The sequence below is a fragment of the Isoptericola croceus genome, from assembly GCF_029382255.1.
In the GTDB taxonomy this organism is placed as follows: Bacteria; Actinomycetota; Actinomycetes; order Actinomycetales; family Cellulomonadaceae; genus Isoptericola; species Isoptericola croceus.
Genome location: NZ_JARLLG010000010.1, coordinates 110,236 through 134,496 on the forward strand (window position 1 = coordinate 110,236; position 24,261 = coordinate 134,496).

The 24,261-nt window shown below is 72.0% G+C and carries 21 protein-coding genes; 17 read left to right on the forward strand and 4 right to left on the reverse strand.

The features are described 5' to 3' along the window. Positions 1-17: 17 nt before the first annotated feature. The 6 genes from PZC42_RS17905 to PZC42_RS17930 all read left to right on the forward strand — a co-directional run bounded on the left by PZC42_RS17905 (position 18) and on the right by PZC42_RS17930 (position 5,307). Positions 18-1,259, forward strand: coding sequence for a cysteine desulfurase family protein (locus PZC42_RS17905; protein ID WP_277212988.1), 1,242 nt, complete (start codon positions 18-20; stop codon positions 1,257-1,259). Next, on the forward strand, positions 1,256-2,389 hold the full coding sequence (gene mnmA / locus PZC42_RS17910; protein ID WP_277212989.1) for a tRNA 2-thiouridine(34) synthase MnmA: 1,134 nt from the start codon (positions 1,256-1,258) through the stop codon (positions 2,387-2,389). Before PZC42_RS17905 ends, mnmA begins: the two co-directional genes overlap by 4 nt. Next, positions 2,386-2,979, forward strand: coding sequence for a hypothetical protein (locus PZC42_RS17915; RefSeq protein WP_277212990.1), 594 nt, complete (start codon positions 2,386-2,388; stop codon positions 2,977-2,979). Before mnmA ends, PZC42_RS17915 begins: the two co-directional genes overlap by 4 nt. A 145-nt stretch (positions 2,980-3,124) precedes the next feature. Next, positions 3,125-4,162: a uroporphyrinogen decarboxylase/cobalamine-independent methonine synthase family protein gene (locus tag PZC42_RS17920; RefSeq protein ID WP_277212991.1), complete on the forward strand. Its 1,038-nt coding sequence runs from the start codon at positions 3,125-3,127 to the stop codon at positions 4,160-4,162. 28 nt (positions 4,163-4,190) lie between these two features. Beyond that, positions 4,191-4,736: a hypothetical protein gene (locus tag PZC42_RS17925; RefSeq protein ID WP_277212992.1), complete on the forward strand. Its 546-nt coding sequence runs from the start codon at positions 4,191-4,193 to the stop codon at positions 4,734-4,736. Positions 4,737-4,803: 67 nt separating this feature from the next. Next, complete coding sequence (locus PZC42_RS17930) at positions 4,804-5,307, forward strand: GNAT family N-acetyltransferase (protein WP_277212993.1); 504 nt, start codon at positions 4,804-4,806, stop codon at positions 5,305-5,307. Positions 5,308-5,332: 25 nt separating this feature from the next. Here PZC42_RS17930 and PZC42_RS17935 read toward each other — a convergent pair whose 3' ends face one another. Then, positions 5,333-7,501 (reverse strand): prolyl oligopeptidase family serine peptidase, encoded by a 2,169-nt coding sequence (locus PZC42_RS17935; protein ID WP_277212994.1) that lies wholly within the window; start codon positions 7,499-7,501, stop codon positions 5,333-5,335. Between the two features lie 214 nt (positions 7,502-7,715). Between PZC42_RS17935 and PZC42_RS17940 the strand changes: the two genes are divergently transcribed. From PZC42_RS17940 to PZC42_RS17960, 5 genes are read left to right on the forward strand one after another with little or no spacing between them, the layout of a single operon-like run. Beyond that, on the forward strand, positions 7,716-9,152 hold the full coding sequence (locus PZC42_RS17940; RefSeq protein ID WP_277212995.1) for an ATP-binding protein: 1,437 nt from the start codon (positions 7,716-7,718) through the stop codon (positions 9,150-9,152). Next, the gene (locus tag PZC42_RS17945) at positions 9,149-9,568 is read left to right on the forward strand and encodes a roadblock/LC7 domain-containing protein (RefSeq protein WP_277212996.1); all 420 of its coding nucleotides are present in this window, start codon (positions 9,149-9,151) and stop codon (positions 9,566-9,568) included. Before PZC42_RS17940 ends, PZC42_RS17945 begins: the two co-directional genes overlap by 4 nt. A gap of 11 nt (positions 9,569-9,579) precedes the next feature. Continuing rightward, a complete protein-coding gene (locus PZC42_RS17950) occupies positions 9,580-9,948 on the forward strand; it encodes a DUF742 domain-containing protein (RefSeq protein ID WP_277212997.1) in 369 nt (122 codons plus the stop codon). Continuing rightward, positions 9,929-10,537: a GTP-binding protein gene (locus tag PZC42_RS17955; protein WP_277212998.1), complete on the forward strand. Its 609-nt coding sequence runs from the start codon at positions 9,929-9,931 to the stop codon at positions 10,535-10,537. The genes PZC42_RS17950 and PZC42_RS17955 overlap by 20 nt, the downstream gene beginning before the upstream one ends. After that, positions 10,534-11,763, forward strand: coding sequence for a cytochrome P450 family protein (locus PZC42_RS17960; RefSeq protein ID WP_277212999.1), 1,230 nt, complete (start codon positions 10,534-10,536; stop codon positions 11,761-11,763). Before PZC42_RS17955 ends, PZC42_RS17960 begins: the two co-directional genes overlap by 4 nt. A gap of 32 nt (positions 11,764-11,795) precedes the next feature. On the opposite strand, the gene PZC42_RS17965 is transcribed toward PZC42_RS17960, so the two are convergent. Continuing rightward, a complete protein-coding gene (locus tag PZC42_RS17965) occupies positions 11,796-13,286 on the reverse strand; it encodes a flavin-containing monooxygenase (RefSeq protein ID WP_277213000.1) in 1,491 nt (496 codons plus the stop codon). An 85-nt stretch (positions 13,287-13,371) separates the two neighbouring features. Between PZC42_RS17965 and ligA the strand changes: the two genes are divergently transcribed. Both ligA and PZC42_RS17975 read left to right on the forward strand, forming a co-directional pair. Next, positions 13,372-15,783: an NAD-dependent DNA ligase LigA gene (ligA, locus tag PZC42_RS17970; protein ID WP_438802972.1), complete on the forward strand. Its 2,412-nt coding sequence runs from the start codon at positions 13,372-13,374 to the stop codon at positions 15,781-15,783. A gap of 67 nt (positions 15,784-15,850) precedes the next feature. After that, a complete protein-coding gene (locus PZC42_RS17975) occupies positions 15,851-17,146 on the forward strand; it encodes an acyl-CoA thioesterase/BAAT N-terminal domain-containing protein (protein ID WP_277213002.1) in 1,296 nt (431 codons plus the stop codon). A gap of 46 nt (positions 17,147-17,192) precedes the next feature. On the opposite strand, the gene PZC42_RS17980 is transcribed toward PZC42_RS17975, so the two are convergent. Continuing rightward, the gene (locus PZC42_RS17980; protein ID WP_277213003.1) at positions 17,193-17,867 is read right to left on the reverse strand and encodes a ThuA domain-containing protein; all 675 of its coding nucleotides are present in this window, start codon (positions 17,865-17,867) and stop codon (positions 17,193-17,195) included. Beyond that, complete coding sequence (locus PZC42_RS17985) at positions 17,864-19,060, reverse strand: ROK family protein (protein WP_277213004.1); 1,197 nt, start codon at positions 19,058-19,060, stop codon at positions 17,864-17,866. The genes PZC42_RS17980 and PZC42_RS17985 overlap by 4 nt, the downstream gene beginning before the upstream one ends. Positions 19,061-19,189: 129 nt before the next feature. Between PZC42_RS17985 and PZC42_RS17990 the strand changes: the two genes are divergently transcribed. The 4 genes from PZC42_RS17990 (at position 19,190) to PZC42_RS18005 (ending at position 24,116) form a co-directional block, all read left to right on the forward strand. Then, positions 19,190-20,710, forward strand: coding sequence for a sugar ABC transporter ATP-binding protein (locus PZC42_RS17990; RefSeq protein ID WP_277213005.1), 1,521 nt, complete (start codon positions 19,190-19,192; stop codon positions 20,708-20,710). Then, positions 20,707-21,717 carry an ABC transporter permease gene (locus PZC42_RS17995; protein ID WP_277213006.1) on the forward strand — a complete coding sequence of 337 codons (1,011 nt, stop codon included), beginning with the start codon at positions 20,707-20,709 and terminating at the stop codon, positions 21,715-21,717. Before PZC42_RS17990 ends, PZC42_RS17995 begins: the two co-directional genes overlap by 4 nt. Positions 21,718-21,768: 51 nt before the next feature. Further along, on the forward strand, positions 21,769-22,836 hold the full coding sequence (locus PZC42_RS18000) for a substrate-binding domain-containing protein (protein ID WP_277213007.1): 1,068 nt from the start codon (positions 21,769-21,771) through the stop codon (positions 22,834-22,836). Positions 22,837-22,940: 104 nt separating this feature from the next. After that, positions 22,941-24,116 carry a Gfo/Idh/MocA family protein gene (locus PZC42_RS18005; RefSeq protein WP_277213008.1) on the forward strand — a complete coding sequence of 392 codons (1,176 nt, stop codon included), beginning with the start codon at positions 22,941-22,943 and terminating at the stop codon, positions 24,114-24,116. The last annotated feature ends 145 nt before the right edge of the window (positions 24,117-24,261 follow it).

Below are 24,261 nucleotides of genomic sequence, written 5' to 3' on the forward strand. Positions count from 1 at the left end.
CGTGGTTCGTAGACTTGATGACCGTGACACCCGCCGAGGCGCCCGGCGCCTACCTCGATCATGCCGCCACGACACCCATGTCGTCGGCGGCGCTCGAGGCTTTCGTCGCCGAGGCCGGCCGGACCGGGAACGCCTCGTCCCTGCACTCGGCGGGCCGGGCCGCGCGCCGCACCGTGGAGGAGTCCAGGGAGACGGTCGCGGCCGCGCTCGGCGCCCGCCCCAGCGAGGTGATCTTCACCGGCGGGGGTACCGAGGCGGACAACCTGGCGGTCAAGGGCATCTTCTGGGGGCGTCGCACGCAGAACCCGCAGCGGACCCGTGTGCTGGTCTCCGCCGTGGAGCACCACGCCGTGCTGGACCCGGCCTTCTGGCTGGCCGGCCACGCCGGGGCGGAGATCACCCTGCTGCCGGTCGACGGCGAGGGTCGGGTCGACCTCGACGCCCTGCGTGCCGAGCTGGCCGCCCACGCGGACGAGGTCGCGCTGGTCTCCGTCATGTGGGCCAACAACGAGGTCGGCACCGTCCAGCCCGTCCGCGACGTGGCCCGGATCGCTCACAAGCACGGCGTGCCCGTGCACACGGACGCTGTCCAGGCCGTGGGGCAGGTCGAGGTCGACTTCGCCGCCTCCGGCGTCGACGCCCTGACCGTGACCGGCCACAAGCTGGGCGGGCCGGTGGGCGTCGGCGCGCTGCTCGCCCGGCGCGACCTGCCGCTCGAGGCCGTCTCGCACGGCGGCGGCCAGGAGCGTGGCGTGCGGTCCGGCACGCTCGACGTCGCCGCGATCCGCGCGTTCGCCGTCGCCCTGCGCGAGGCGGTCGCGTCCCGCGAGGAGCGCGCCGCCGTCCTGTCCACGCTGCGCGACGAGCTCGTCGCCGGTGTGCGCCGCGTGGTGCCCGACGCCGTGCTGCGTGGCCCCGACCCGGCGGCCGGCGGGCCGTCCGACCCACCCGCTCGCCTACCCGCCAACGCGCACTTCACGTTCCCGGGCGCCGAGGGCGACTCGCTGCTCTATCTGCTGGACTCCGCCGGGGTCCAGGCGTCCACCGGGTCGGCGTGCCAGGCCGGTGTGCCACAGCCCAGCCACGTGCTGCTGGCCATGGGGGTCAGTGAGACGGACGCCCGCGGGGCGCTGCGGTTCTCGCTCGGAGCCACGTCCACCCGCGACGACGTCGACCGGCTCCTCGCGGCGCTGCCCGTGGTGGCCGACCGCGCCCGGGCCGCGGGTCTCGTCGCGGCACGACCAGGAGGTGTCGCATGAGGGTGCTCGCCGCCATGTCCGGCGGGGTCGACTCCGCCGTCGCCGCAGCGCTCGCCGTCGAGGCGGGCCACGACGTCGTCGGCGTCCACATGGCCCTGAGCCGCAACCGCGACCAGTTCCGCACCGGCTCGCGCGGCTGCTGCTCCATCGAGGACGCGGGGGACGCGCGCCGCGCCGCCGACGTGCTCGGCATCCCGTACTACGTGTGGGACCTGTCCGAGACCTTCGAGGAGACGGTCGTCGCAGACTTCCTGTCCGAGTACTCCGCGGGCCGCACCCCGAACCCGTGCGTGCGCTGCAACGAGCACATCAAGTTCGAGGCGCTGCTGGACAAGGCGACCGCGCTCGGCTTCGACGCCGTCGCCACCGGTCACTACGCGCGGATCGAGACCGCCGGGGACGGCACCCGTGAGCTGCACCGCTCGCCGAACGATGCCAAGGACCAGTCCTACGTGCTGGCGGTCATGGGGCCGGAGCGCCTGGAGCGGTCGCTGTTCCCGCTCGGAGGGTTCGCCACCAAGGACGAGGTGCGGGCGGAGGCCGAACGGCGTGGGCTCTCGGTCAGCGCGAAGCCGGACTCCTACGACATCTGCTTCGTGGCCGACGGCGACACCCGCGGATTCCTGCGCTCACGCCTCGGGGAGCAGCCCGGGCAGGTGCGCGACACCGACGGCAACGTCGTGGGGGAGCACCAGGGGGCGTACGCCTACACGGTCGGCCAGCGCAAGGGCCTCGGCCTCGGCCGGCCGGCAGCGGACGGCAAGGCCCGGTACGTCGTCGACGTGGACACGGGCTCGAACACCGTCGTCGTCGGCCCTGCCGAGCTGTTGAGCGTGGACCGCATCGCGGGGGACAAAGCCGTCTGGCTCGCTCCGCCCACGGTCGACTGGACCACGTGCGAGGTACAGATCAGGGCCCACGGCCGGGCGGTCCCGGCACAGGTTCGGGCCGCGGCTGCCTCAGGGGCCGACGGCGGCACGGACGGCCTGGAGGTCCGTCTCGGCGAGTCGTTGCGTGGCGTCGCGGCGGGGCAGTCGGTCGTCGTCTACCGCGGGACGCAGGTGCTCGGCCAGGCCACCGTCACCCGTGCCTGGCGTGACGCGCCGGCCGGTGCGCCGGTCCGCGCATGACGGCGGTCAGCAGTCAGGGCCCCAGGCCCGGTGCTGAACGGGCCGCGATCGTCGTCCCTGAGTGGGAGCGGTGGGAGGTGCGCACCTTCTACCTTCGGCGGATGGTCTATGACCTTGAGGATCTCGTGGCCCGTCCGGCCGCCTACGGGATCGATCTCGTGACGCAGGAGGAGGAGGCTCGGGACTACTTCCTCAGCCTGCCGGCCGACGAACGGATCTGGGCCGAGGGGTATCTTGAGCTCTCGATCGGTGGCACCCGCCTGTTCGGGCCGCGGGAGTGGGACTATGTGGACCAGATCTGGCACATTCTGGTGCAGGTCGGTCTCGATCTGATCGACGAGGGATCGGCCGATCACGTGTTTCCCGACCAGTCGATGCCGATCTGTGCTCGTGTTCCTGAGGGCGACCCGAAACAGGTTCTCTTCACGGTGGTGGACACCACGGTTCGTCTGGAGCGCAAACTCTTCCTGTTCCAGCTCGCGGAGAGCGCCCTGTGGTTCTACGAGTGGCACCGTCGGGTCACGGGTGACCCGATGACCACCTATCGGGAAGACGCGGAGCGAGTCCGCGCGGCAGCGCTGGCATGGTGAGCGGCACCGAGGTGACCGACGGTGCGGGTCGGTATCGCAGGTAGTCTCCCGATGTGAGCACCTCGACCACGTTCCGTGAGACATCGGCGCCCGACAGCCCCCGCAGCGGGCGCGCCCTCGGACCGACCTTCCGGGTGGGGCAGGCGTGACGGCGGTCAGCGGCCACGGACCGTGGCCGGGTGGCGAGCGGGACGTGCTCGAGGCGCAGCAGACCGTCCTCGGGGACCTGGCGGACCTGCCGACCGGCGTCGACGCCGTCCCGTTCCTCGCCCAGCTCACGGAGCGCGGTCCCGGGGCCGCCTCGACAGGTCGCACCGCGACCCTCCTGGCCGAGATGCCCGCCGAGCTCGGTCCGCACGGCTGGAAGCTCACCGACCGCCCGGGTGCGGACGAACGTCGTGCGCGGGCCTTCCTCCGCGAGGACCTCGGGGCGCTGGCCATCGCCGCCTACGGGTACGCGGGTCCGTTGGCCGTCGAGGTCACGGGACCGTGGACCCTCGCCGCCGAGCTGTGGTCGGCCCGCGGCGACCGGGTGCTGGCCGACGCCGGTGCGCGAGCCGACCTGGCGCTGGCGCTCGCGACGGGCCTGCGCGAGCACGTGGCCGAGGTGCTTGGCCAGGTGCCCGGCGCCGAGGTCGTGGTCCAGCTCGCCGAGCCCCTGCTGGGGCAGGTGCATGCGGGCGTGCTGCCCACGTTCTCCGGCTACTCGCGGATCCGCGGAGTCGACGGACCCGAGGTGGTCGAGGGCCTGCGCCCGGTGATCCAGGCCGTGCACGACGTCGGCGCGACGGCCGTGGTGCACCTCGGCGGCACCTGGGTGGGCATCCCACCCGTCGTGCTGGCCGGGGCCGACGGGATCGGGCTGGACCTGTCGGCGGTCGGTCCGGGCGGCTGGAACGAGCGGGCGTGGGAGCTGGTCGCCCGAGCGACCGAGCGGGAGGTGGCGCTCTGGGCCGGCCTGCCGCCCGCCACGGTCTCGCAGTGTGCAGGTGCTCAGCTCGGTGAGCTGGCCCAGCTCGTGGCCGAGCCGTGGCGTCGGATCGGGTTGCCGGCCGCAGGCCTGGGGGCTCTCACGCTGCTCGCGGCGCCCCGCACGGAACCGGCGAGCGTCGATGCCCACCGGGCCGGGATCGCCAACCTGGGCCGGGTCGCGGAGTCGCTCGCCGAGCGTGCGGCCGCCTGAGCGCGCTGACTCCCTCGAGCGGGCGGGGGTGAACGCCGTCCCCGCGTGGGAGCGGTGGGTCGTGCGTACCTTCTACCTGCGACGGCCGGTCCTCGATCTCGAGGATCTCGTCGCTCGTCCCGCGCACTACGGGATCGACCTCGTGACGCAGGAGGCGGAGGCTCGGGATTACTTCCTCGGGCTCCCGGTGGACGAGAGGATCTGGACCGAGGGGTACCTGGAGCTGTCGATCGGCGGTACGCCGCTGTTCGGTCCGCGCGAGTGGGACTATGTCGACCAGCTCTGGCACACGCTCGTACAGGTCGGTCTGGACCTGGTGGACGAGGGAGGCGCCGAACACATCTTCCCGGACCAATCGATGCCGATCTGTGCTCGCGTGCCCCGGCGTGAGCCGGGACGGGTTCTCCTCACGGTCAGGGACACCACGGTGCGGGTCGAGCGTCGAGCCTTCCTCCTCCAGCTCGCGGAGCACGCTCTGTGGTTCTACGACTGGCACCGCCGGGTGACCGGGGACCTGATGAGCACCTACCGAGCGGACGCGGAGCGGGTGCGAGCGGCGGCTGAGGAATGGTGAGGTCCGCGGCGCCTGCCGAACGGCGGCGTCCCACGGCACGGGTTCTCGACGCGGGTAGTCTCCCGGTGTGAGCACCTCGACCCGGGTCCGTGAGGCGACTGCGGACGACTGGTCCGGCATCTGGCGGGTGCTGGAACCGGCGTTGCGGGCGGGGGAGACCTATACCTACCCGCGCGACATCACCGAGGACGAGGCGCGGACGGCCTGGATGCTGCCCGTGCCCGCCCGGGTCCTCGTCGCGGTCGACGACGTCACCGGTGAGGTGCTCGGCATCGCGAAGTACCTGCCCAACCATCCCGGTGCGGGTGCCCACGTGGCGAACGCGAGCTTCGTCGTCGGGCAGGAGGCCGCGGGGCGCCGTGTGGGCCGTGCGCTCGCCGAGGCGGTGCTCGAGGGGGCGAAGGCGGACGGCTACCGGGCGATGCAGTTCAACGCCGTGGTCGAGACGAACGAGCGCGCTGTGCGCCTCTGGCGCTCGCTCGGGTTCGAGGTCCTCGCGACGGTGCCAGAGGCGTTCGACCATCCCGCGCGAGGCCTGGTCGGCCTGCACGTCATGCACCGCGTGCTCTGAGGACGGCGGTCCACGCCGGGCGGGCTCAGGCCAGCCATCGGCGCAGGAACGTCCAGGCGAGCGCCGACATGTGGGCGGCCTGGGCGTTGTTCGCCGCCCCGCCGTGGCCGCCCTCGATGTTCTCGTAGTACGTCACGTCCTTGCCGGCCGCGAGCATCCGCGCCGCCATCTTGCGGGCGTGCCCGGGATGGACGCGGTCGTCCTTGGTGGACGTGGTGAACAGCACCGGCGGGTACTCGCGGTCCGCGTCGAACAGGTGATAGGGCGAGAACGTCCGCAGGAACTCCCAGTCCTCGGCGACGTCGGGGTCGCCGTACTCCGCCACCCACGAGGCTCCGGCGAGCAGGTGCGAGTACCGCTGCATGTCGAGCAGCGGTACCTGGATCACGACGGCGCCGAACAGCTCGGGGTACTGCGTGAGCATGTTGCCGGCGAGCAGCCCGCCGTTGGACCCACCCTGCACGCCGAGGTGCTCGGGGCGGGTGATCCCGCGCGCCACCAGGTCGCGGGCGACGGCGGCCAGGTCCTCGTACGCACGGTGCCGGTTCTGTCGCAGCGCGGCCTGGTGCCAGCGCGGGCCGTACTCCCCGCCGCCGCGGATGTTCGCCACGACGTGCACGCCGCCGCGCGCGAGCCAGGCGCGGCCTGCCGTGCCGGAGTAGCCGGGCAGCAGGGGGATCTCGAAGCCGCCGTAGGCGTACAGCAAGGTGGGGGCGGCGCCGTGCTCCGCCGGCCCGGCCGGGCGGACGAGGTCCTCGCGGCCCACGACGAAGTACGGCACGCGGGTGCCGTCGTCGGACGTGGCGAAGTGCTGTTCGGCGACCATCCCGGTCGCGTCGAAGAAGGCGGGAGCCGCCTTGAGCGGCTCGGGGTCGGCCGGGTCGCCCTCGGGGCCGACGACGGTGGCGAGCGCGAGGGTGGACGGGGACAGGTAGCCGCTGCTGGTCACCCACACGTCATCGCTGTCTACCGGGGAGACGGCACGCACGCCGACCGTGAGCAGCTCGCCGCCGACCGGCAGCTCGGACCGCAGCCACGCGTCGGCCGGGTCGTCGCCGGCGGTGAGGTCGGGTGGTGTGAGGACGTGCACGGCGTTCTTGACGTCGTCGAGCACGTTGACCACGAGGTGGTGCCGCGTCCAGGTCGCACCGACCAGCGAGGTGGCGGGTGTCGGCGCGAACAGGACGGTGAGGTCGCGCGACCCGGCGAGGAACGCGTCCACGGGCGTAGCCAGGAGGGAGCCGCCGGGATACGTGCGGCCCGCCACGGTCCAGTCCTCGCGCAGCTCGACCAGCAGCCACTCGCGGTGGAAACCGACCTCGGCGGAGTGGGGCACGTCGACGCGCTCGAGCTCCTGGGCGGGTGTGCCGACCGCCCGCACCAGGTAGGTCTCCGATCGGTAGAACGCGATCGAGCGACGCACGACGTCTCGCTCGAACCCCGGCGTACGGGACCGGCGGCCCGTGATGTACATGTCCTCGTCCGTGCCCTCGTAGACCACGGCCGCGTCCTCCAGCGGCGTGCCGCGGCGCCACAGCTTGACGATCCGCGGGTAGCCGGACGGCGTCGTCGTGCCGGGGCCGAAGTCGGTGAACACGTACACGGTGTCCTCGTCGGCCCAGGCGAGGCCGCCCTTGGCCAGCGGCCGGGAGAACCCACCGTCGGCCACCGGGACGAAGCGCTTGTCGACGAGGTCGAACTCGCGGGTGACGTCCGCGTCCGAGCCGCCGGGGGAGAGGTCCACCAGCGCCCGGCGCCAGGGTTCGCCCGCCGCGAGCTGCTCCGGGGTCGGTCGCAGCACCGAGGCGCCGTGCCACACCCACGACTCGCCCTCGGTGGTGGCGAGCTCGTCCAGGTCGAGCACCGTCTCCCATCGGGGGGAGGCCGTCCGGTAGGACTCGAGCGTGGTGCGCCGCCACAGCCCGCGCTCGTGCTCGGCGTCACGCCAGAAGTTGTACAGGTGGTCACCGATCCGTGAGACGTCCGGGATGCGGTCGTCGGAGTCGAGCACCTCCCGCAGCGCCACCTCGGTCGTGGCGAGGTCGTCCCCGCCGAGGGCGGAGTGGGCCTCGTCGTTGCGCGCCCGCACCCATGCCAGGGCATCGTCCCCCGAGACGTCCTCCAGCCAGCGGTACAGGTCCGTGGTGGTGACGGTGGGGTCGTCGGGGGTCCTCAGCAAGGAGTCGGCACTCATGGCCAGGACCCTAACCCGGGGGTGCGACGGGCCGGCCGACAAGAACCCGGCCCTCGGCCGTGTCTCTTTCACCCGGGTGAACGCTGTGGTAGAAACACCTGGTCAGGGCTTCGTTGCCCGCTTCAGACCTTCCAGCGGGTTCACGGAGAAGGTCGCGTTCGCGCGGCCTGTGCACGATGCCCTCCGACCCGACCTCATGACCGATGGAGGTGCGGTGAGAACGACGACCCCGGTCCGGCCCCCTGCGACAGGGCGCGTGATGCCGTGGCTCTGCGTCGCCGGCATGGTCCTGTGCGTGGCGGCCTTCCCGGTGGTCGGTGCGTCCGCACCGCCGTGGGGCGTCTGGGCCCTCGGTGCGGCCGCCGTCGCCCTGCCCGTGAGTGCCGCCGTCCTGCTGGCCCGGACCGCTCGGCGCGAGGACGCGGCCTTCCAGGCGTTGGCCGTCGAGCGCGACGACCTCGTCGCCCGTCTCCACGAGACGGCGCAGGCGCTGCAGGACACGACGGCGGCGCTGACCGCCGAGCAGGAGGCGCGCGCCAACCAGCGAGGGGCCGTGGAGACGGCTGTCGTCGCGCTGAGCCGCAAGGTCCAGTCCTCGGCGCACCGCATCCAGGAGGAGGCGGCGCGGATGGTCCAGCGGCACACGTCCGACCCGGACGTGCTGCAGAGCTCCATGCGCATCGACCACGCCGCGGCCCAGCACGCGCGGCAGGCGCAGAGCCTGGTCGCGTTGTGCGGGCGCCGTCCCGGGCAGACCTGGGAGGACGACCTGCCGCTGCCGGACGTGGTGAAGGCTGCGGCGGGTCGGATCACCGCGTTCCAGCGTGTCGACGTCTCCGGCGACCCGGGGCTGGCGATCGTCGGGCGTGCGGTCGAGCCGCTCGTGCACGTCGTCGCGGAGCTCCTCGCCAACGCCACCCAGTGCTCGCCGCCGAACACGCAGGTGCTCGTCGTCATCCGGCAGGTGCAGCGCGGCGCGGTCATCGAGATCGACGACTGCGGCGTGGGCATGGACCCGCGTGAGCTCGGGCGGGTCCGAGCCGTCGCCTCCGGGGAGCGTGCGGTGGGTATCGCCGACCTGGGGGAGGTGCCGCAGACGGGACTCGCCGTCGTCGGCACCTACGCACGATTCCTCGATCTGCGTGTCGACATCACCGAGTCGGTGTACGGGGGCCTGCGCGCTGTCGTGATGGTCCCCGGCGCTCTGACCGAGGTTGCCGAGACCGCTCCCGAGGTGCTCGCACCGAGCGTCGACGACGCCTGGGAGACGCGCGACGCTGACGACGTGCCACCTGGCGACGCGCTGCAGGGCGTCGCCGAGCGTGCACTGCGGAACACGACCCCGAGCGGGGAGAGGCCGTCGGTCCAGGGGCGGCCGTCCTCCCTCGCCACGCCGGCCGGCGCACCGCTCCTGCCGCAGCGCCGGTCCAGGCGCGCGACGACGGCCCACCCACCAACGGTCGAGCGGGGCCTGCCGCAGATGGCACCACGACCGGCGACACCGGACACGTCGCCCCCCGACCAGACCGCGCAGGAGGCGGGAGCCTGGATCGGCGCGTTCTTCGCGGCGACGGCGGCCGCAGCCTCGCAGGACGACCCTGACACCCATGAGCCGTCCGTCGCGACGGACGGGACCTCGGAGGACAGATGACCAGCCAGACCACCGGCACGACACCACCCGGGACCGAAGACCCCGACAGCTGGATGCTCGACCTCGTGGCCCAGGTGCGCGGCGTGCAGCATGCCGTCGTGCTCAGCTCGGACGGGCTGGTCAAGGTCCGGACCGACGACACGGACCCCGACACCGCCGACAAGGTCGCGGCCGCCTGCGCCGGGCTCGTCGCCCTCGGCATGAGCATGGGGCGCGAGTTCGGGGCGGGCGACCGCCTGCGGCAGGTCGTCGTGGAGTTCGACGGCGGGTTCCTCTTCGTGCGCGGCGCCGGTGACGGCTCGCGCCTCGCCGTCATCACCGACGCGGCCGTCGACCCGGGGATCGTCGCCCAGCAGATGCAGGCACAGGTGCTCATGATCGGTGAGCGCACGCTCGGCACGGACCCGATCAGCTGAGGGATGGCGCCATGCACTCGGACGGATACCGCGACCACCCGGTGCGCTCCTACGTCCTGACCGGTGGACGAGCGCACCCGACACGCAACACTCTGCGACCGGAGACCCTGCTGCGCGCCGTGGACGACGGCCGTGAGCTGCCGGGTACCGCCGGGCGGCACGAGCGGACGCTTCTGCAGACCTGTCGCGGGACGCTCGCTCTGGCCGAGCTCGCCGCCTACCTGCACCTGCCGGTGAGCCTCGTCGCCGTCATCGTCTCCGACCTGGTGGACGGCGGCTACCTGGCGGTCCGCTCCACCCCTGTGCACGACCTGCCCGGGACGGACCTGCTCGGGACTGACCTGCTCGAGGAGGTGCTCGATGGGCTCCGCGGCCTCTGAGACGCGCGCCGCCCAGCACCTCGCGCCAACCGTCGACAGGTCGGTCAAGGTCCTGGTGGTCGGTGCGTTCGGCGTCGGCAAGACGACGCTCATCCGTGCGGTGAGCGAGATTCCCATGCTCAGCACCGAGGAATCGATCACCACGGCGAGCGTGGGTGTGGACCCACATCGCGGTCAGAAGGCGACGACGACCGTCGCGATGGACTTTGGCCGCGTCACCGTCGGCTCCGCGACGGCGCTCTACCTGTTCGGGACGCCTGGTCAGCGCCGGTTCTGGGACCTCTGGTCAGGGCTGGCCGACGGCGCGGTCGGCGCGCTGGTGATGGTGGACACCCGCGATCTCGCGCAGAGCTTCGAGGTCCTGGACCAGATCGAGGAGCACACCCGGCTCCCGATCACGGTGGTCGTCAACGAGTTCCCCGACTCGCCGCGCCACGGGATCGAGGAGGTGAGGGCCGCCCTCGACCTGCCTGACGACACACCGATCGTCGCCGGTGACGTGCGACGTCGCTCCCAGGCCGTCGAGGCGTTGACGACGCTGGTCGCTCATGCGCTGCGCCGTCGTCGCGGCGAGAGCGTCGCGACATGAGCGTCACCGCCGCCGGTCGGGTCGTCCGCCTGGAGGAGGTCGCCGACCGGCCGTTGCTCGCCGACCTCGCCGGTTCCCGTGATCCGCGTGCGAGCTATGCGGCGCTGCGCTCCCGGTGGGGTGCCGTCGCCCCGGTGGACCTCGAGCCCGGGGTGCCGGCCTGGCTCGCGCTCGGCTATGACGAGGTCAGTACCGTGCTGCGCAACGAGGTGCTGTTCTCCCGCGACTCCCGTGACTGGCGCTACGAGTCCGAGAGGTTGGTCGCCTGGCGGTCGCCCGTCCGCGCGGCGCTGGCTCAGCGGGACAGCGCACACGACCGTGACGGAGGGGAGCACCGGCGGCTGCGGGCCCCGCTCGCGGACGTCCTGGCGGGTGTCGACGACAGGCGGCTCGCACGGACGGTCACCGTGGCGTCCACCTCGGCGCTCTCCCGTCTTGCCGCCCGCGGTGAGGCAGACCTGGTGGCGGACTACGCGGTGGACGTCCCGGTCCGCGTCCTGGCCGACCTGCTCGGGATGACGCTCGCCGACGCCCGCAGGATGCATGAGCTCACCGTCGACCAACGGTCCGGGACGGAGTCCGCCCATCCGGCCGTCGCCGAGACGGAGAACCTGCTCGCGACCTTCGTCGCCGGTCGCCGGGCCGAGCCCGGCGACGACCTGACGTCCCAGCTGCTCGCCCACGAGCAGCACCACCACGACCTCGAGGTCATGGGTGCGGTCGGACTGCTCTTCCGGACGGCTCACGACGCCGAGATCGCCTGGATCGCGACGGCGTTGCACCGGATGCTGGCGGACCCGGCGTTCGCGGCGAAGGTCCACGGTGGCCGGCTCTCCATCGACGACGCCCTCGACGAGATCGCGCGGGACACCCCACCGATGCCGCACCTGCTGCCGCGCTACGCCCTGACCCACAGCGAGCTCGGGGGGCAGCCGATCGCTGCCGGGGACGCGATCGTGCCGGCCGTGGCCGCGGCCAATGCCGACGGGGCTGTCCAGGCCACGGACCCGTGGGAGCAGGTCGACTCCCGCTTCCACCTGACCTGGGGCGTCGGCGCGCACGCGTGCCCGGCGCACCGGACGGCCCCGTTGATCACGCGGCTCGTGGTGGGCCACTTCCTGAGCAGGGTCACCGAGATGGAGCTGACGGTCGCGCCCATCGAGGTCGAGCCGGTGCGCTCCGCGTGGACCCGGTACCCGCGCGAGCTCCCGGTCCGCTTCCGCTGAGCGGGCGGGCCGGGAGCTCGCGGTCCGCCCGCTCAGGCGGTGATGCGTGCCCGCAAGCGGTCGGTGACGCCCCGGTAGGCCTTCGGGTCCACCGGGAGCAGCCACTGCTTCGCCTGGTCCGGTCCTGAGAGGTTGAGGTCCAGGTCGTCGAGCAGCTCGTCGATCTGGTGCATGGAGAACGGGATGACGTTGGTCCCGCGGGCGTGCTTGCCCTCGGTGCGCTTCTCCATCCACTCCACACGGTCGGTCACGTGCTCGCGGCGCACCTCGAGGGGCGGCAGGTCCAGCGCTCCGGCGAGGTATCCCGCCGTCCACACGGCGCCGATCTCCGCCGAGAGCGGGCTGAACAGGGACGAGTTGTACCCGGCGAACGTCAGGTGCGGCACGTCGTGGGGCAGGATCTGCCGGTAGAGGTGGAAGTTGCCGCGGTCGTCGAGCAACCGGTCGGTGACCTCCTGGTCCAGGAACGGGACGCGCTGGTGGAAGCCGGTGCCGCACACCACGAGGTCGGCGCGGACCGTCTTGCCGTCGCTGAGCATGGCGACCGGGGCGCCGTCGTCGTCGGTGGTGAACCGCTCGATCTCGGCGTCGCGGTGCACGGTGATGGCGCCGCTGGCGACCTGCTCGTAGAGGCCGTCGGTGGCCAGCGACACCGTGGATCGCGCGATGTCGGAGAACTCTCCGCGCGGCACCAGGCCCAGGTCCTCGAGGCGGAGCTGCTTCTTCGAGACCGCTCCGACGCTCGAGACCATGGACCCACGCACAGCGTTGCCGGGCCCGTGCAGGAACTTCTCCATGCCGCTGTCCAGCGTCTGGTAGCGGAACAGGGCCTCACCCAGCCGGGTGAGCAGCAGGTACTTGTAGTTGAGCGCCTTGCCGAGCTTCTTCGGCAGCTTCCACAGCAGCTGGCGGGCCACGACCGTGGTGCTCTCGGCGACGGGACCGATCTCCGCGGCGACGTCGCACGCCGACTTGCCGTACCCGACCACGACGACGTTCTTGCCGCGGGCGTCCTCCACCGAGGCGAGCTGGCTCGCCGCGACGACCTTCCCGCCGGCGCGCAGGAGCTCGGCGAGGCCGTCGAACGCGGGGATGACCGGGTCGGAGAAGATCCCGTTCGCGACGATCAGGTGGTCGAACGCCTCGGGGTCGCCGACCGCCTCGCCAGCGTGGCGGGAGGTGACGAGCCAGCCGTCCTCGGTGTCGCTGAGCTCGGCGCGCACGACCTCGGTCGACAGGCGCAGCGCGTCGGACAGGCCGTGCTCCTCCACGTACTGCTCGAGGTAGGCCTGGACCTGCTCACCGCTCGGCCACTCGGGGTAGTGCTTGGGCATCGGCAGGTCCGAGAAGGAGTACGAACCCTTGTTGTTCTGCGTGTACAGACCCGTGTACCGGCGGGTCGCGCTCCAGACGCCCCCGACGTCGGGGGTCTTGTCGAACACGACGACCTGGTGGCCGAACTCGGACAGGACCTTGGCGCTGGCCAGACCGGCGAATCCGGCGCCGACGACGGCGATCTTCATGGGCGTCCCTGCTCTTGGTCGGTGTGGTGGTGATCGCAAGGATCGTAGCGGTCCGGACACACCGGGCGATAGGCCCTGTACAGGCATGAATCGGTCGGCCGGTCCGGACGCGCACCCTGTCGGTGCTCCACGGCAAGATGGGGTCGTGACCGACACGACCGACCCCGCCGCCCTCGACGAGTCCACCGCGCAACGACGGTGGGCCGAGCTCGTCGCTCTCGTGGAGGAGGACCAGCGGGCCTACTACGAGCAGGACGCACCGAAGGTGTCCGACGCCGAGTACGACGCGCGGATGCGGGAGCTGGAGGCGCTGGAGGCGGCACACCCCGCACTGCGCAAGCCCGAGTCGCCGACGCAGCGGGTCGGCGGTCGGGCCGCCGCCGGCTTCGCCACGGTGCAGCACCTGGAGCGCATGCTGTCGCTGGACAACGCCTTCTCGGCCGACGAGCTGTCGGCGTGGTCGGACCGTGTGCACCGGGACCTGGGCGTGGCCGAGGGCGCCGAGGTGGGCTTCCTGTGCGAGGTGAAGATCGACGGGCTCGCGATCGCCCTGCTGTACGAGAGGGGCGAGCTCACCCGCGCCGCGACCCGGGGCGACGGGCGCGAGGGTGAGGACGTCACGGCCAACGTCCGCACCATCGGCTCGATCCCGCCACGGCTCGGCGGTGACCCGGCGACGCACCCGGACGTCATCGAGATCCGCGGCGAGGTGTTCATGGGTGGTGAGGACTTCGCCGCGCTCAACGAGAAGATCGTCGCGGCCGGTCAGGACCCGTACGCCAACCCGCGCAACACGGCGGCCGGGTCGCTGCGGCAGAAGGACCCGCGCGTCACGGCGAGCCGCAACCTGCGGATGTACGCCCACGGGGTCGGTGCGCTGCAGTGGGACCAGGGGGAGCACGCGGAGCTGGCGCGTCAGTCGGACGCCTACGCGCTGTTCGAGGAGTGGGGGGTGCCCGTCTCCCCCCACAACCGCGTGGTCGACACGCTCGACGGGGTGCAGGCGATGATCGACCACTACGCCGAGCACCGCCACGACATCGAGCACGAGCTGGACGGCATCGTGGTCAAGGTGGACGCCCTGGCGGACCAGCGCCGCCTCGGGGCCACGAGCCGCGCGCCGCGCTGGGCGATCGCCTACAAGTACCCGCCCGAGGAGGTCAACACGCGCCTGCTCGCGATCCAGGTCGGGGTCGGCAGGACGGGCCGTGCCACGCCGTATGCGGTGATGGAGCCGATCAAGGTCGCCGGTTCCACCGTGCGGCAGGCGACGCTGCACAACCAGGACGTGGTCCGGGCCAAGGGGGTCCGTATCGGCGACGTGGTGGTGCTGCGCAAGGCCGGTGACGTGATCCCCGAGATCCTCGGCCCGGTCACGGCGCTCGCCGACGACGGCTACCCCCGCGAGGACTTCGTCATGCCGGCCGAGTGCCCCGAGTGCGGCACGCCGCTGCGGCCCATGAAGGAGACGGACGTCGACCTGCGCTGCCCCAACGCGCAGACGTGCCCGGCACAGGTGCGGGGGCGCGTGGAGCACATCGGATCCCGCGGGGGCCTCGACATCGAGGCGCTCGGGGAGGTCACCGCGGCGGCGCTGACCCAGCCGCTGGAGCCGAAGGAGCCGCCGCTGCGCACCGAGGCGCGCCTGTTCGACCTGACCGTCGAGCTCCTCGAGCCGATCCGTGTCGTCGTGCGCGACCCGGAGACCGGCCTGCCGAGACCCAGCGACGGCAGGGGCGAGGCCGCGGAGATCACCGTGTCGGACGGTTCGACGATGAAGGCCAAGGTGGTCCGGCCGTTCCAGAAGGTCGTCGGCCGCACCTACCCGCCCGGGTACGAGGACGCGACCCCGGCCGAGCGCCGCGCCGCCGGCGTCCGGAAGGACTTCCCGGTCTTCGGTCCGTCGAGCACGGCCGACACGCTCGTCGCGGAGCTCGAACGGGCCAGGACCAAGGACCTGTGGCGCATCCTCGTCTCCCTCAACATCCGGCACGTCGGGCCCGTGGCGGCGCGGGCGCTCGCGGACTGGTTCGGCTCGCTGGACGCGATCCGCTCGGCGTCCCGGGAGGAGCTGGCCGCGGTCGAGGGCGTGGGGCCCGTGATCGCCGACGAGGTGCTGGCCTGGTTCGAGGTCGACTGGCACCGCGAGATCGTGGAGGCATGGGCCGCGGCCGGCGTCCGGTTCGCGGTCCCCGGCCATCCTGGACCAGCCGTGATGGCGGAGAAGGCCGCGGACGGCCCGACGGGTCCGCTCGCCGGCCTGACCGTCGTCGTCACCGGCTCCCTCGAGGGCTACACGCGCGACGGGGCCAAGGAGGCGGTGCTCGCCGCAGGCGGCAAGGCGTCCGGATCGGTCTCCAAGAAGACCGACTACGTCGTCGTGGGCGAGAACGCCGGGTCCAAGGAGACCAAGGCGCGCGACCTCGGTCTGACGATCCTGGACGAGGGCCAGTTCACGCGGTTGCTCGAAGGGGGCCCGGATGCGCTCACGGACTGAGTGTGCTTCCGGCGCGCCGGATCGGCACCGGTCTCGACGGAACTGCCGGCCCCTGCCAGGATGGAGGATGGCCTGGCGACGTCCCGACCCTGACCGCCCACCAGCCGGTCGCACAGCAGCTCTCCGGGCCACGCTCGCCGTGGTGGCAGCACTCGCGACGGCCTCGTGCGCCCCGCCCCCCGAGCCGTCGATCGAGGTGACCGAGCTCGACGGCCCGTTCGCGCCGATCGACGTGACCCTCGGCGGTCTCGCTCCGGGCTCCGACGTGACGCTCGAGGCGAGCGCCGTCGTCGGCGACGTGCCGTTCGGCTCGAGGGCGACGTTCACCGTGCCCGACGACGGGTCCGTCGACATCGCCGAGGTGGCGCCCTCCTCGGGTCATTGGGAGACGGCGGACCCGATGGCGCCGATCTGGGCGATGATCTCCGAGGGACGGGTGGATCTGGCGGCCTGGGACCAGCCGCACACGGTCGACCTGGAGCTCCGTGACGGCGACGGCGAGACCCTCGCGCAGACCTCGATCGAGCGTCCGGGATCGGCTCCGGACGTCGAGATCCGCCCGGTGGACGACGACGGTCTCGTCGCCGAGTACGCCGTCCCGGCGAATGTTGAGGCGGGGGAGCGGCGCCCGGCCGTCCTCGTGTTCGGCGGGTCGGAGGGCGGGCTGAGCAGTGGGGCGAGCACGGCACGGTGGCTCGCAGCTCTGGGCTACCCCGCACTGGGAATCTCCTACTTCGGCGCCGAGGGCCAGCCGGCGGAGCTGGAGCAGGTGCCGGTGGGGACGTTCCTCGACGCGCTGGACTGGCTGCACGAGCAGCCGGAGGTCGACACCGAGCGGGTCGTGACGTTCGGAGCGTCGCGGGGTGGCGAGATGGCGCTGTGGCTGGCGGCAGAACGCACCGAGCTCGTGCACGCGGCGATCGCGCCGACCGGTGCCGGTTCGCTCTACTGCGGATACCCGGACAACGCGGTCCCTGCATGGACCCTGGACGATGAGCCGCTGGCCGATATCTGCCCGTTCGCCGGCGGCGTCGAGGACCTGCGGCTCGCGGCGATCGGCGTCGAGGAGATCGCCGGCCCGGTCGTGCTCGCGTGCGGAACGCGCGACGAGCTCTGGTCCTCCTGCGCGTTCGCCCAGGACGTCGTGTCCCGGCGCGGTGCGGGGGCCACGGCCCTGGTCCTGGGCGAGGGCGCCGGGCACGCGGTGTCCCTGGCTCCCTACGTCCCGGTAGCTCTCGGGCCCGACGTGTTCGAGGGGCTCGGCATCACCTCGGTCGCCCGGCCCGGCGCCACGCACCAGGCTCGCGTCGACTTCTGGGAGGCCGTCGTGGTCATGCTCGACGGCCTGCGCGACGGCGGCTGACGGGCCGGTCGCGGAGCGCACCCGCCCCGTCGGCGTGCGTCCCGGGTCAGACGGCGGGCTCCCGCGCGGCCCAGACGAGGCCGCGGTCGATGATCGCGCGGATCTCGGGGACCTGCAGCTCGGCGGTGCTGTGCCCGACGGTGCACGCGAACACCTTCCCGCGCCCCCACCGCCGGGTCCAGACGGCCGGGACCGTGACCGGCTCGTGCCACGGGGCATCCGCCCTGACGGCGTGCGTGGTCGTCGCCAGGACGTCGCACAGGGGGTCCGTCTGGACCCAGTACTGCTCGGTGGTGAGCCGGAGCGGTGAGCTGATGCCGGCGACGACGGGGTGGTCGGCGCGCTCGGGGCGCACGACGATCTCGTGGTCGACCATGTCGCCGGGGTGGGCGACGAACTGCCCGCCCACGATGTGCTGGTAGTCGGTGGCCCCGCGGAAGGCGTCGAGCAGACCTCCGTGCCACCCGGCGAGCCCGGTGCCGTTCTCCACGGCCAGGCGCAGCCCGTGCATCTCGTCGACGAGGATCTCGCCCATGGTCCAGCTCTGCACGATCAGGTCGATCCCGGACATGACGGCGTCGTCGGCGTAGACCTCGAGGGAGTCCTCGACGGTGACGTCGAACCCGGCGTCGGTCAGCGTGGGGACGAAGAGGTCGGTGGTGCCGACGGGATCGTGTCCCTTCCAGCCTCCACGGACCACGAGGGCGGTGCGGTTGCTCACGTGTCCTCCTTGACGGTGATGAGCGTGTCGATCGAGTGCGGCGCGAGGAAGCGGTCCGTGACCAGCGTCGCGGCGCCGACGACCCCGGCCTGGGACCCGGCCTGCGAGGTGACGATCCGCAGATGCTGGGTCGCCAGGGGGAGCGACCGCTGATAGACCACCTCTCGGATCCCGGCGACGAGGTGCTCGCCGGCGCCGGCGAGCACACCGCCGATGATGATGCGCGACGGGTTGAGCAGGCTGACCGAGGCGGCCAGCACCGTGCCGATGTCGCGGCCCGCCTGGCGGACGGCTTGTCCCGCCGCCACGTCACCGGCCCGGACGAGGTCGACGATGTCCTGCGTCGTCCGGATCCGCGCGCCGCCCTCCTGCAGCGCGGCCGCGATCGCCAGCCCGCCCGCCACGGCCTCGAGGCAGCCGATGTTCCCGCAGCGGCACGGGATCTCGGCGGCACCTGACACCGCGACGTGCCCGAGGTCGCCGGCAGCACCCTGCGCCCCGCGACGCAGCTCGCCGTCCATGACGACTCCCGCTCCGATACCGGTCGCGACCTTGACGAACAGGAGGTTCTGCTCGTCGGGGCAGACCGTGCGGTGCTCGCCGAGAGCCATCACGTTGACGTCGTTGTCCACGACGACGGGGGCACCGAGCAGCTGGTGGAGGATGCCGGGGACGTCGGTGCCGTCCCAGCCCGGCATGATCGGCGGGTTCACCGGCCGGCCGTCGGCGTGGTCGACGGGCCCGGGGAGGCCGATGCCGATCCCGGCGAGCTCCTTGACCTGCCTGCCGGCCTGGGCCACGAGTGCGGCGCCGCTGTCGGCGACCCAGGAGAGGACGCGTTCCGGGCCGTCGGCGATGGCCAGCGGCTCCTGCGTCGAGGCGATCGGTCTGGCCGCGAGGTCGGTGACGGCGAGCCGCGCGTGCGTCGCACCGAGGTCGACGCCGAGCACGATCCGGGCCGACGGGTCGAACGCGAAGGTCGAGGGCGGGCGCCCCCCCGTGCTCGTGGCCTCACCAGCCGGGGCGAGAAGTCCCACGGCGGTCAGGGCGTCGATGCGTGCGGCGACGGTGGAGCGGGACTGGCCGGTCTCGGAGACGAGCGAGGCCCTGGTGTGGGGGGTGCCGTCCCGGAACAGCTGGAACATCTCACCGGCCCCGGTGGGGCGTGGTGGGAACTTCTGCAGCCCTTCCATGAGCACAGTGAACCACGCCCCTTCGACATCCGTGTTTTGGTCGCTCGGTGTCTATCACGAGCGGGTAACGATCACAAAGTTCCCACACTTTTGCTTGACGGACAACATAAGTCCGTCTACGTTCGTCACATGGTCACAGAAGACCCCCCAGCACCGCTGCTGCAGATGCAAGGCATCGTGAAGACGTTTCCCGGAGCCCGGGCACTCGACGGCGTGGACCTCGACGTCCTGCCCGGAGAGGTGCACTGTCTCCTCGGCCAGAACGGAGCAGGGAAGTCCACGCTCATCAAGGTGCTCGCCGGAGCCCACCGGCCGACCGAGGGCACCGTCCTCATGGACGGTGAGCCGATCGACATCCCCCATCCTGTGGCGGCGCTGGAGCACGGCGTCGCGACGATGTACCAGGAGCTGGACGTCGTGGACGGCCTGAGCGTCGCCGAGAACGTGTTCCTCGGGCACGAGCTGGCCACCGCCGGGTTCACCAAGCGCCGCGAGCTCGTGCGCCGCACCCGCGAGATCCTCGCGCGCCTGGGTCACAGCGAGATCTCACCGAACCGTGAGGTCAGCTCGCTGCCCGCCGCCGGCAAGCAGGTCGTCTCGATGGCTCGTGCGCTCTCGCACGACGCGCGGGTCATCGTCATGGACGAGCCGTCCGCCGTGCTGGACTCGGGCGAGGTCGACAACCTCTTCCGTGTCGTGGAGGAGCTGACCAACCAGGGCATCGCGATCGTCTACATCTCGCACCGGCTCGAGGAGATCCGACGCATCGGCGACCGCATCACCGTCCTCAAGGACGGGCGGACGGTGGGACGGAACCTCGAGGTCGCCGACACCCCCACGGACGAGCTCATCCGCCTGATGACCGGACGCGACGTCGAGTTCGTCTTCCCCGACAGTCCGGGTGTCCCGGAGGACGCTCCCGTGCTGCTCGACGTCGAGGGCCTGACCCTCGACGGAACGTTCACCGACGTCTCGTTCCAGGTGCGCTCCGGGGAGATCGTCGGGCTCGCCGGACTGGTCGGCTCGGGCCGCTCGGAGATCATCGAGACGGTCTACGGCGCGCGGCGAGCCTCCCGGGGCACCGTCACCGTGGCCGGCAAGAAGCTGCGTCCAGGAGACGTGCCCGCCGCGGTGGCGGCCGGCATCGGACTGTGCCCGGAGGAGCGCAAGAGCCAGGGCCTCGTGCTCGACGAGCCGGTCTACCGGAACATCACGCTCTCGTCCTTCGCCGGCATCGCCCGGGCCGGCTGGCTCGACGAGCCCGCGGAGAAGCGAGCGGCCACCGAGCAGATCGAGGCGCTCGACCTGCGACCCCGTGGGGCCGAGCGCGCCGCACGCACCCTCTCAGGAGGGAACCAGCAGAAGGCGCTGCTCGGCCGCTGGCTGGTGCACGGCTGCGAGGTGCTCCTCCTCGACGAGCCCACCCGCGGCGTCGACGTCGGCGCACGGTCCGAGATCTACGCGCTCATCCGCCGGCTCGCGGACGCCGGGAACGCCGTGGTCGTGATCTCCAGCGAGATCCCCGAGGTCCTGGGGCTGGCCGACAACGTCCTCGTGGTCTCCGACGGCGAGGTCGTCCACCGGTGCCCGGCGAAAGACATCAACGAGCACGGCGTGCTCGACCTCGTCATGGAAGGAACGATCGCGTGAACACCGAAACGACAGCACCTCCGGCCGAGGAGCACGCCTCCCGGTCGACCTGGCTGCGCGGCTCCGCGGGCCGCAACCTCGGCCTGGTCGTGGCCCTGGCGCTCATCTGCGTCGTCGGTGTGATCACCGGTGGTGAGCGCTTCGCCGACTGGGGGAACGTCCTGACCATCCTGCGGCTCGCCGCCGTGCTGGGTGTGGTGTCCATCGGGATGACCTTCGTCATCACCTCCGGCGGCATCGACCTCTCGGTCGGCTCCGTCCTGGGGCTCGCGACGGTCTGGGCGACGACGCTCGCCACCCAGACGATGGCCGGCAACTTCCACTGGATCGTGATCGTGTTCACCGCCATGGCGGTCGGCACCGCCGCCGGCCTGGTCAACGGCGTGATCATCGCCTACGGCAAGGTCGTGGCCTTCATCGCGACCCTGGCGATGATGGCCGGCGCCCGCGGTCTGGCCGAGATCATCTCGGACCGGCAGACCCAGCGCGTCGAGGTCAGCGAGTTCACCACCTTCTTCCGGGCGGACTTCCTCGGCGTGCCTGTCCTCGTGTGGATGTTCGTCGCCGTGGCGGTCGCCGGCTGGTTCCTGCTCAACCGCACGACGTTCGGCCGACGCACCGTGGCCATCGGCGGCAATGCCGAGGCCGCCCGGCTGGCCGGCATCAAGGTGAAGCGTCACACGGTGTACATCTACGGGCTGGCCGGGCTCACCGCCGGCATCGCTGCCGTGGGGATGCTGGGGCGCACCACGGCCGGGACGTCGACCAACGGGTTCCTCCTGGAGCTCGACGCGATCGCCGCCGTCGTCGTCGGAGGCACCCTGCTCGCCGGTGGACGCGGCACCATCTTCGGCACCGTCCTCGGCGTCCTCATCTTCACCGCGCTCACCAACGTCTTCACGATGAACAACATGACCAGCTCGGCCCAGCTCGTGGCCAAGGGCCTCATCATCGTCGTCGCGGTGCTGCTCCAGCAGCGCTTCGCCAACAAGCCGTCGTCGACGTAGCGGCGACCCCAGCCTCTCCCATCAACACCGGATCGAATCGAGGAAGATTTCATGTCCGCACGAATGACGCGAAACCACCGCCTGCTCGGCCTGACGGCCGCCGCAGCGACGACTGCCCTCCTGCTGACCGGTTGTGTCAGCAACGAGCCGCCCGAGGAGGAGAACGACGGCGACGCGGTGAGCCAGGAGGACTCGTCCGGCGGCACCGCCAACGACGAGCCCGGCGAGACCGTCACGATCGGCTTCTCCGCCCCGGCCGCTGACCACGGCTGGATGGGTGCGATCACCCGCGCAGCTCTCGACGAGGCGGAGGGCTACGAGGACGTCGAGCTGCGACAGGCCGAGGCCACGAACGACGTCAACATGCAGATCAGCCACATCGAGCAGTTCATCAACGAGGGCGTCGACGCCATCGTGCTGCTGCCCTTCGACGGTGACGCCCTGACCGAGATCGCCATCGAGGCCATGGAGGCCGGGATCCCGGTCATCAACGTGGACCGCGAGTTCTCCAGCCCGTTCGCCGCCCGTGCCACGATCCTGGGCGACAACTACGGCATGGGTGTGTCGGCGGGCACCTACATCTGCGAGCAGCTCGGCGACCAGTCCGACGCCGTCGTCGCGGAGATCCAGGGCATCGCCAACCTGCCGCTGACCCAGGACCGCTCGCAGGGCTTCGCGGACGCGCTGAGCGACTGCGGTCTGTCCGTCTCCACGCAGGTCTCTGCCGACTTCACCATCCAGGGCGGCGAGACGGCGACGTCGAACCTCCTGCAGGCCGAGCCGGAGATCGACGCCATCTGGAACCACGACGACGACCAGGGCGTCGGCGTGCTCGCCGCGATCGAGAACGCCGGTCGTGACGAGTTCTTCATGGTCGGTGGCGCCGGTTCGCTCGACGTGATGGAGGAGATCCAGGCGGGTGACTCGGTCCTGCAGGCCACGGTCATCTACCCCTCGACCCAGGCTGCGGACGGCATCAAGCTCGCGCGGCTCGTCGCCCAGTCCAAGAACATGGGCGACCTGGCGTCGGCCGGCGTGCCGCGTACGACGCAGCTGTTCGCGCCCGTCGTGACCGCCGACAACGTCGACCAGTACCTGTCGATCGGCTTCCGCTCCTGACCGACGCACCCACGACCCGGCGGCGGGGCCCTGTCCCCGCCGCCGCGGCCCTGGCCGCCCGCACGCGGGTACGGGCCGTGCCCCACGAAGGAAGGACCACTCACATGGGTGATGCAGCACGTGCCCGTCTCGGAGTCGGCATGGTCGGCTACGCGTTCATGGGCGCCGCACACTCCCAGGCATGGCGGACCGCACCCCGCTTCTTCGACCTGCCGCTGCGCACGGAGATGACCGCCGTCGTCGGACGGGACGCCGCGCGTGTCGCCGACGCCGCCGCACGTCTCGGCTGGGAGTCCACCGAGACGGACTGGCGCCGCCTGCTCGAGCGTGACGACATCGACCTCGTCGACATCTGCACGCCCGGGGACACGCACGCCGAGATCGCCATCGCCGCGCTGGAGGCCGGCAAGCACGTGCTGTGCGAGAAGCCCCTGGCCAACAGCGTCGCGGAGGCCGAGCTCATGACGGCCGCCGCCGAGCGGGCGGAGGCCCGCGGCGTCCGGTCGATGGTGGGTTTCACGTACCGGCGTGTCCCAGCGATCCAGCTGGCACGACAGCTGGTGGCAGAGGGCAGGGTCGGCGAGGTTCGGCACGTCCGGGCCCAGTACCTGCAGGACTGGCTGATCGACCCGGCGACTCCGCTGTCGTGGCGGCTGGACAGGTCGAAGGCAGGGTCGGGCGCCCTGGGTGACATTGGGGCACATGCCGTCGATCTTGCCCAGTTCGTCACCGGGCAGGCGCTGATCGGGGTCAACGGCACCCTGGAGACGTTCGTCAGGGAGCGCCCTGTGGCGGCGTCGTCGCGCGGGCTGACCGGAGAGGCCGGTGTGGGCACCGGAACGGTGACCGTCGACGACGCGGCCGTGTTCTTCGGGCGGTTATCGGGCGGCGGGCTGGCCAGCTTCGAGGCGTCCCGGTTCGCCGCCGGCCGCAAGAACGCCATCCGTCTCGAGATCAACGGGTCGCGCGGCTCGTTGGCGTTCGACTTCGAGGACATGAACGTCCTGCACTACTTCGACGGCACCGAGGACTCACGCATCGCCGGGTTCCGCCGCATCGTCGTGACCGAGCCGGACCACCCGTACGTCGCCGCCTGGTGGCCGCCGGGACATGGGCTCGGGTACGAGCACGGGTTCACCCACCAGGTGGTGGACCTCGTCGACGACCTCGCCGCGGGCAGGGCGCCGGCGCCGTCGTTCGCCGACGGCCTCGCCGTGCAGCGCGTGCTGGACGCCGTCGAGCGCAGCTCGGACGGTGGAGGCGCCTGGACCGAGGTCTGACACCATCGGCGGCCGGCGACGACGCCGGCCGCCGATGAACGCCGCCCCCGGGCGGAGGAAGGAGGCACCATCACGCCCGTCCGCGGGCGTCACGACAGGCGACACCGTCGTCGACGGACCCGTCGAGAGCTCAGGGCCGAGCTCT

Excerpts from the sequence above, each read along its gene's own strand:
- PZC42_RS17975 (WP_277213002.1), top strand. The coding sequence starts at position 15,851 with ATGGCCTGGCGACGTCCCGACCCTGACCGCCCACCAGCCGGTCGCACA.
- PZC42_RS17990 (WP_277213005.1), top strand. The coding sequence starts at position 19,190 with ATGGTCACAGAAGACCCCCCAGCACCGCTGCTGCAGATGCAAGGCATC.
- PZC42_RS17985 (WP_277213004.1), bottom strand. The coding sequence starts at position 19,060 with ATGGAAGGGCTGCAGAAGTTCCCACCACGCCCCACCGGGGCCGGTGAG.
- PZC42_RS18000 (WP_277213007.1), top strand. The coding sequence starts at position 21,769 with ATGTCCGCACGAATGACGCGAAACCACCGCCTGCTCGGCCTGACGGCC.
- PZC42_RS17935 (WP_277212994.1), bottom strand. The coding sequence starts at position 7,501 with ATGAGTGCCGACTCCTTGCTGAGGACCCCCGACGACCCCACCGTCACC.
- PZC42_RS18005 (WP_277213008.1), top strand. The coding sequence starts at position 22,941 with ATGGGTGATGCAGCACGTGCCCGTCTCGGAGTCGGCATGGTCGGCTAC.
- PZC42_RS17915 (WP_277212990.1), top strand. The coding sequence starts at position 2,386 with ATGACGGCGGTCAGCAGTCAGGGCCCCAGGCCCGGTGCTGAACGGGCC.
- PZC42_RS17955 (WP_277212998.1), top strand. The coding sequence starts at position 9,929 with ATGGGCTCCGCGGCCTCTGAGACGCGCGCCGCCCAGCACCTCGCGCCA.
- PZC42_RS17950 (WP_277212997.1), top strand. The coding sequence starts at position 9,580 with ATGCACTCGGACGGATACCGCGACCACCCGGTGCGCTCCTACGTCCTG.
- PZC42_RS17905 (WP_277212988.1), top strand. The coding sequence starts at position 18 with ATGACCGTGACACCCGCCGAGGCGCCCGGCGCCTACCTCGATCATGCC.
- mnmA (WP_277212989.1), top strand. The coding sequence starts at position 1,256 with ATGAGGGTGCTCGCCGCCATGTCCGGCGGGGTCGACTCCGCCGTCGCC.
- ligA (WP_438802972.1), top strand. The coding sequence starts at position 13,372 with ATGAATCGGTCGGCCGGTCCGGACGCGCACCCTGTCGGTGCTCCACGG.
- PZC42_RS17960 (WP_277212999.1), top strand. The coding sequence starts at position 10,534 with ATGAGCGTCACCGCCGCCGGTCGGGTCGTCCGCCTGGAGGAGGTCGCC.
- PZC42_RS17965 (WP_277213000.1), bottom strand. The coding sequence starts at position 13,286 with ATGAAGATCGCCGTCGTCGGCGCCGGATTCGCCGGTCTGGCCAGCGCC.
- PZC42_RS17945 (WP_277212996.1), top strand. The coding sequence starts at position 9,149 with ATGACCAGCCAGACCACCGGCACGACACCACCCGGGACCGAAGACCCC.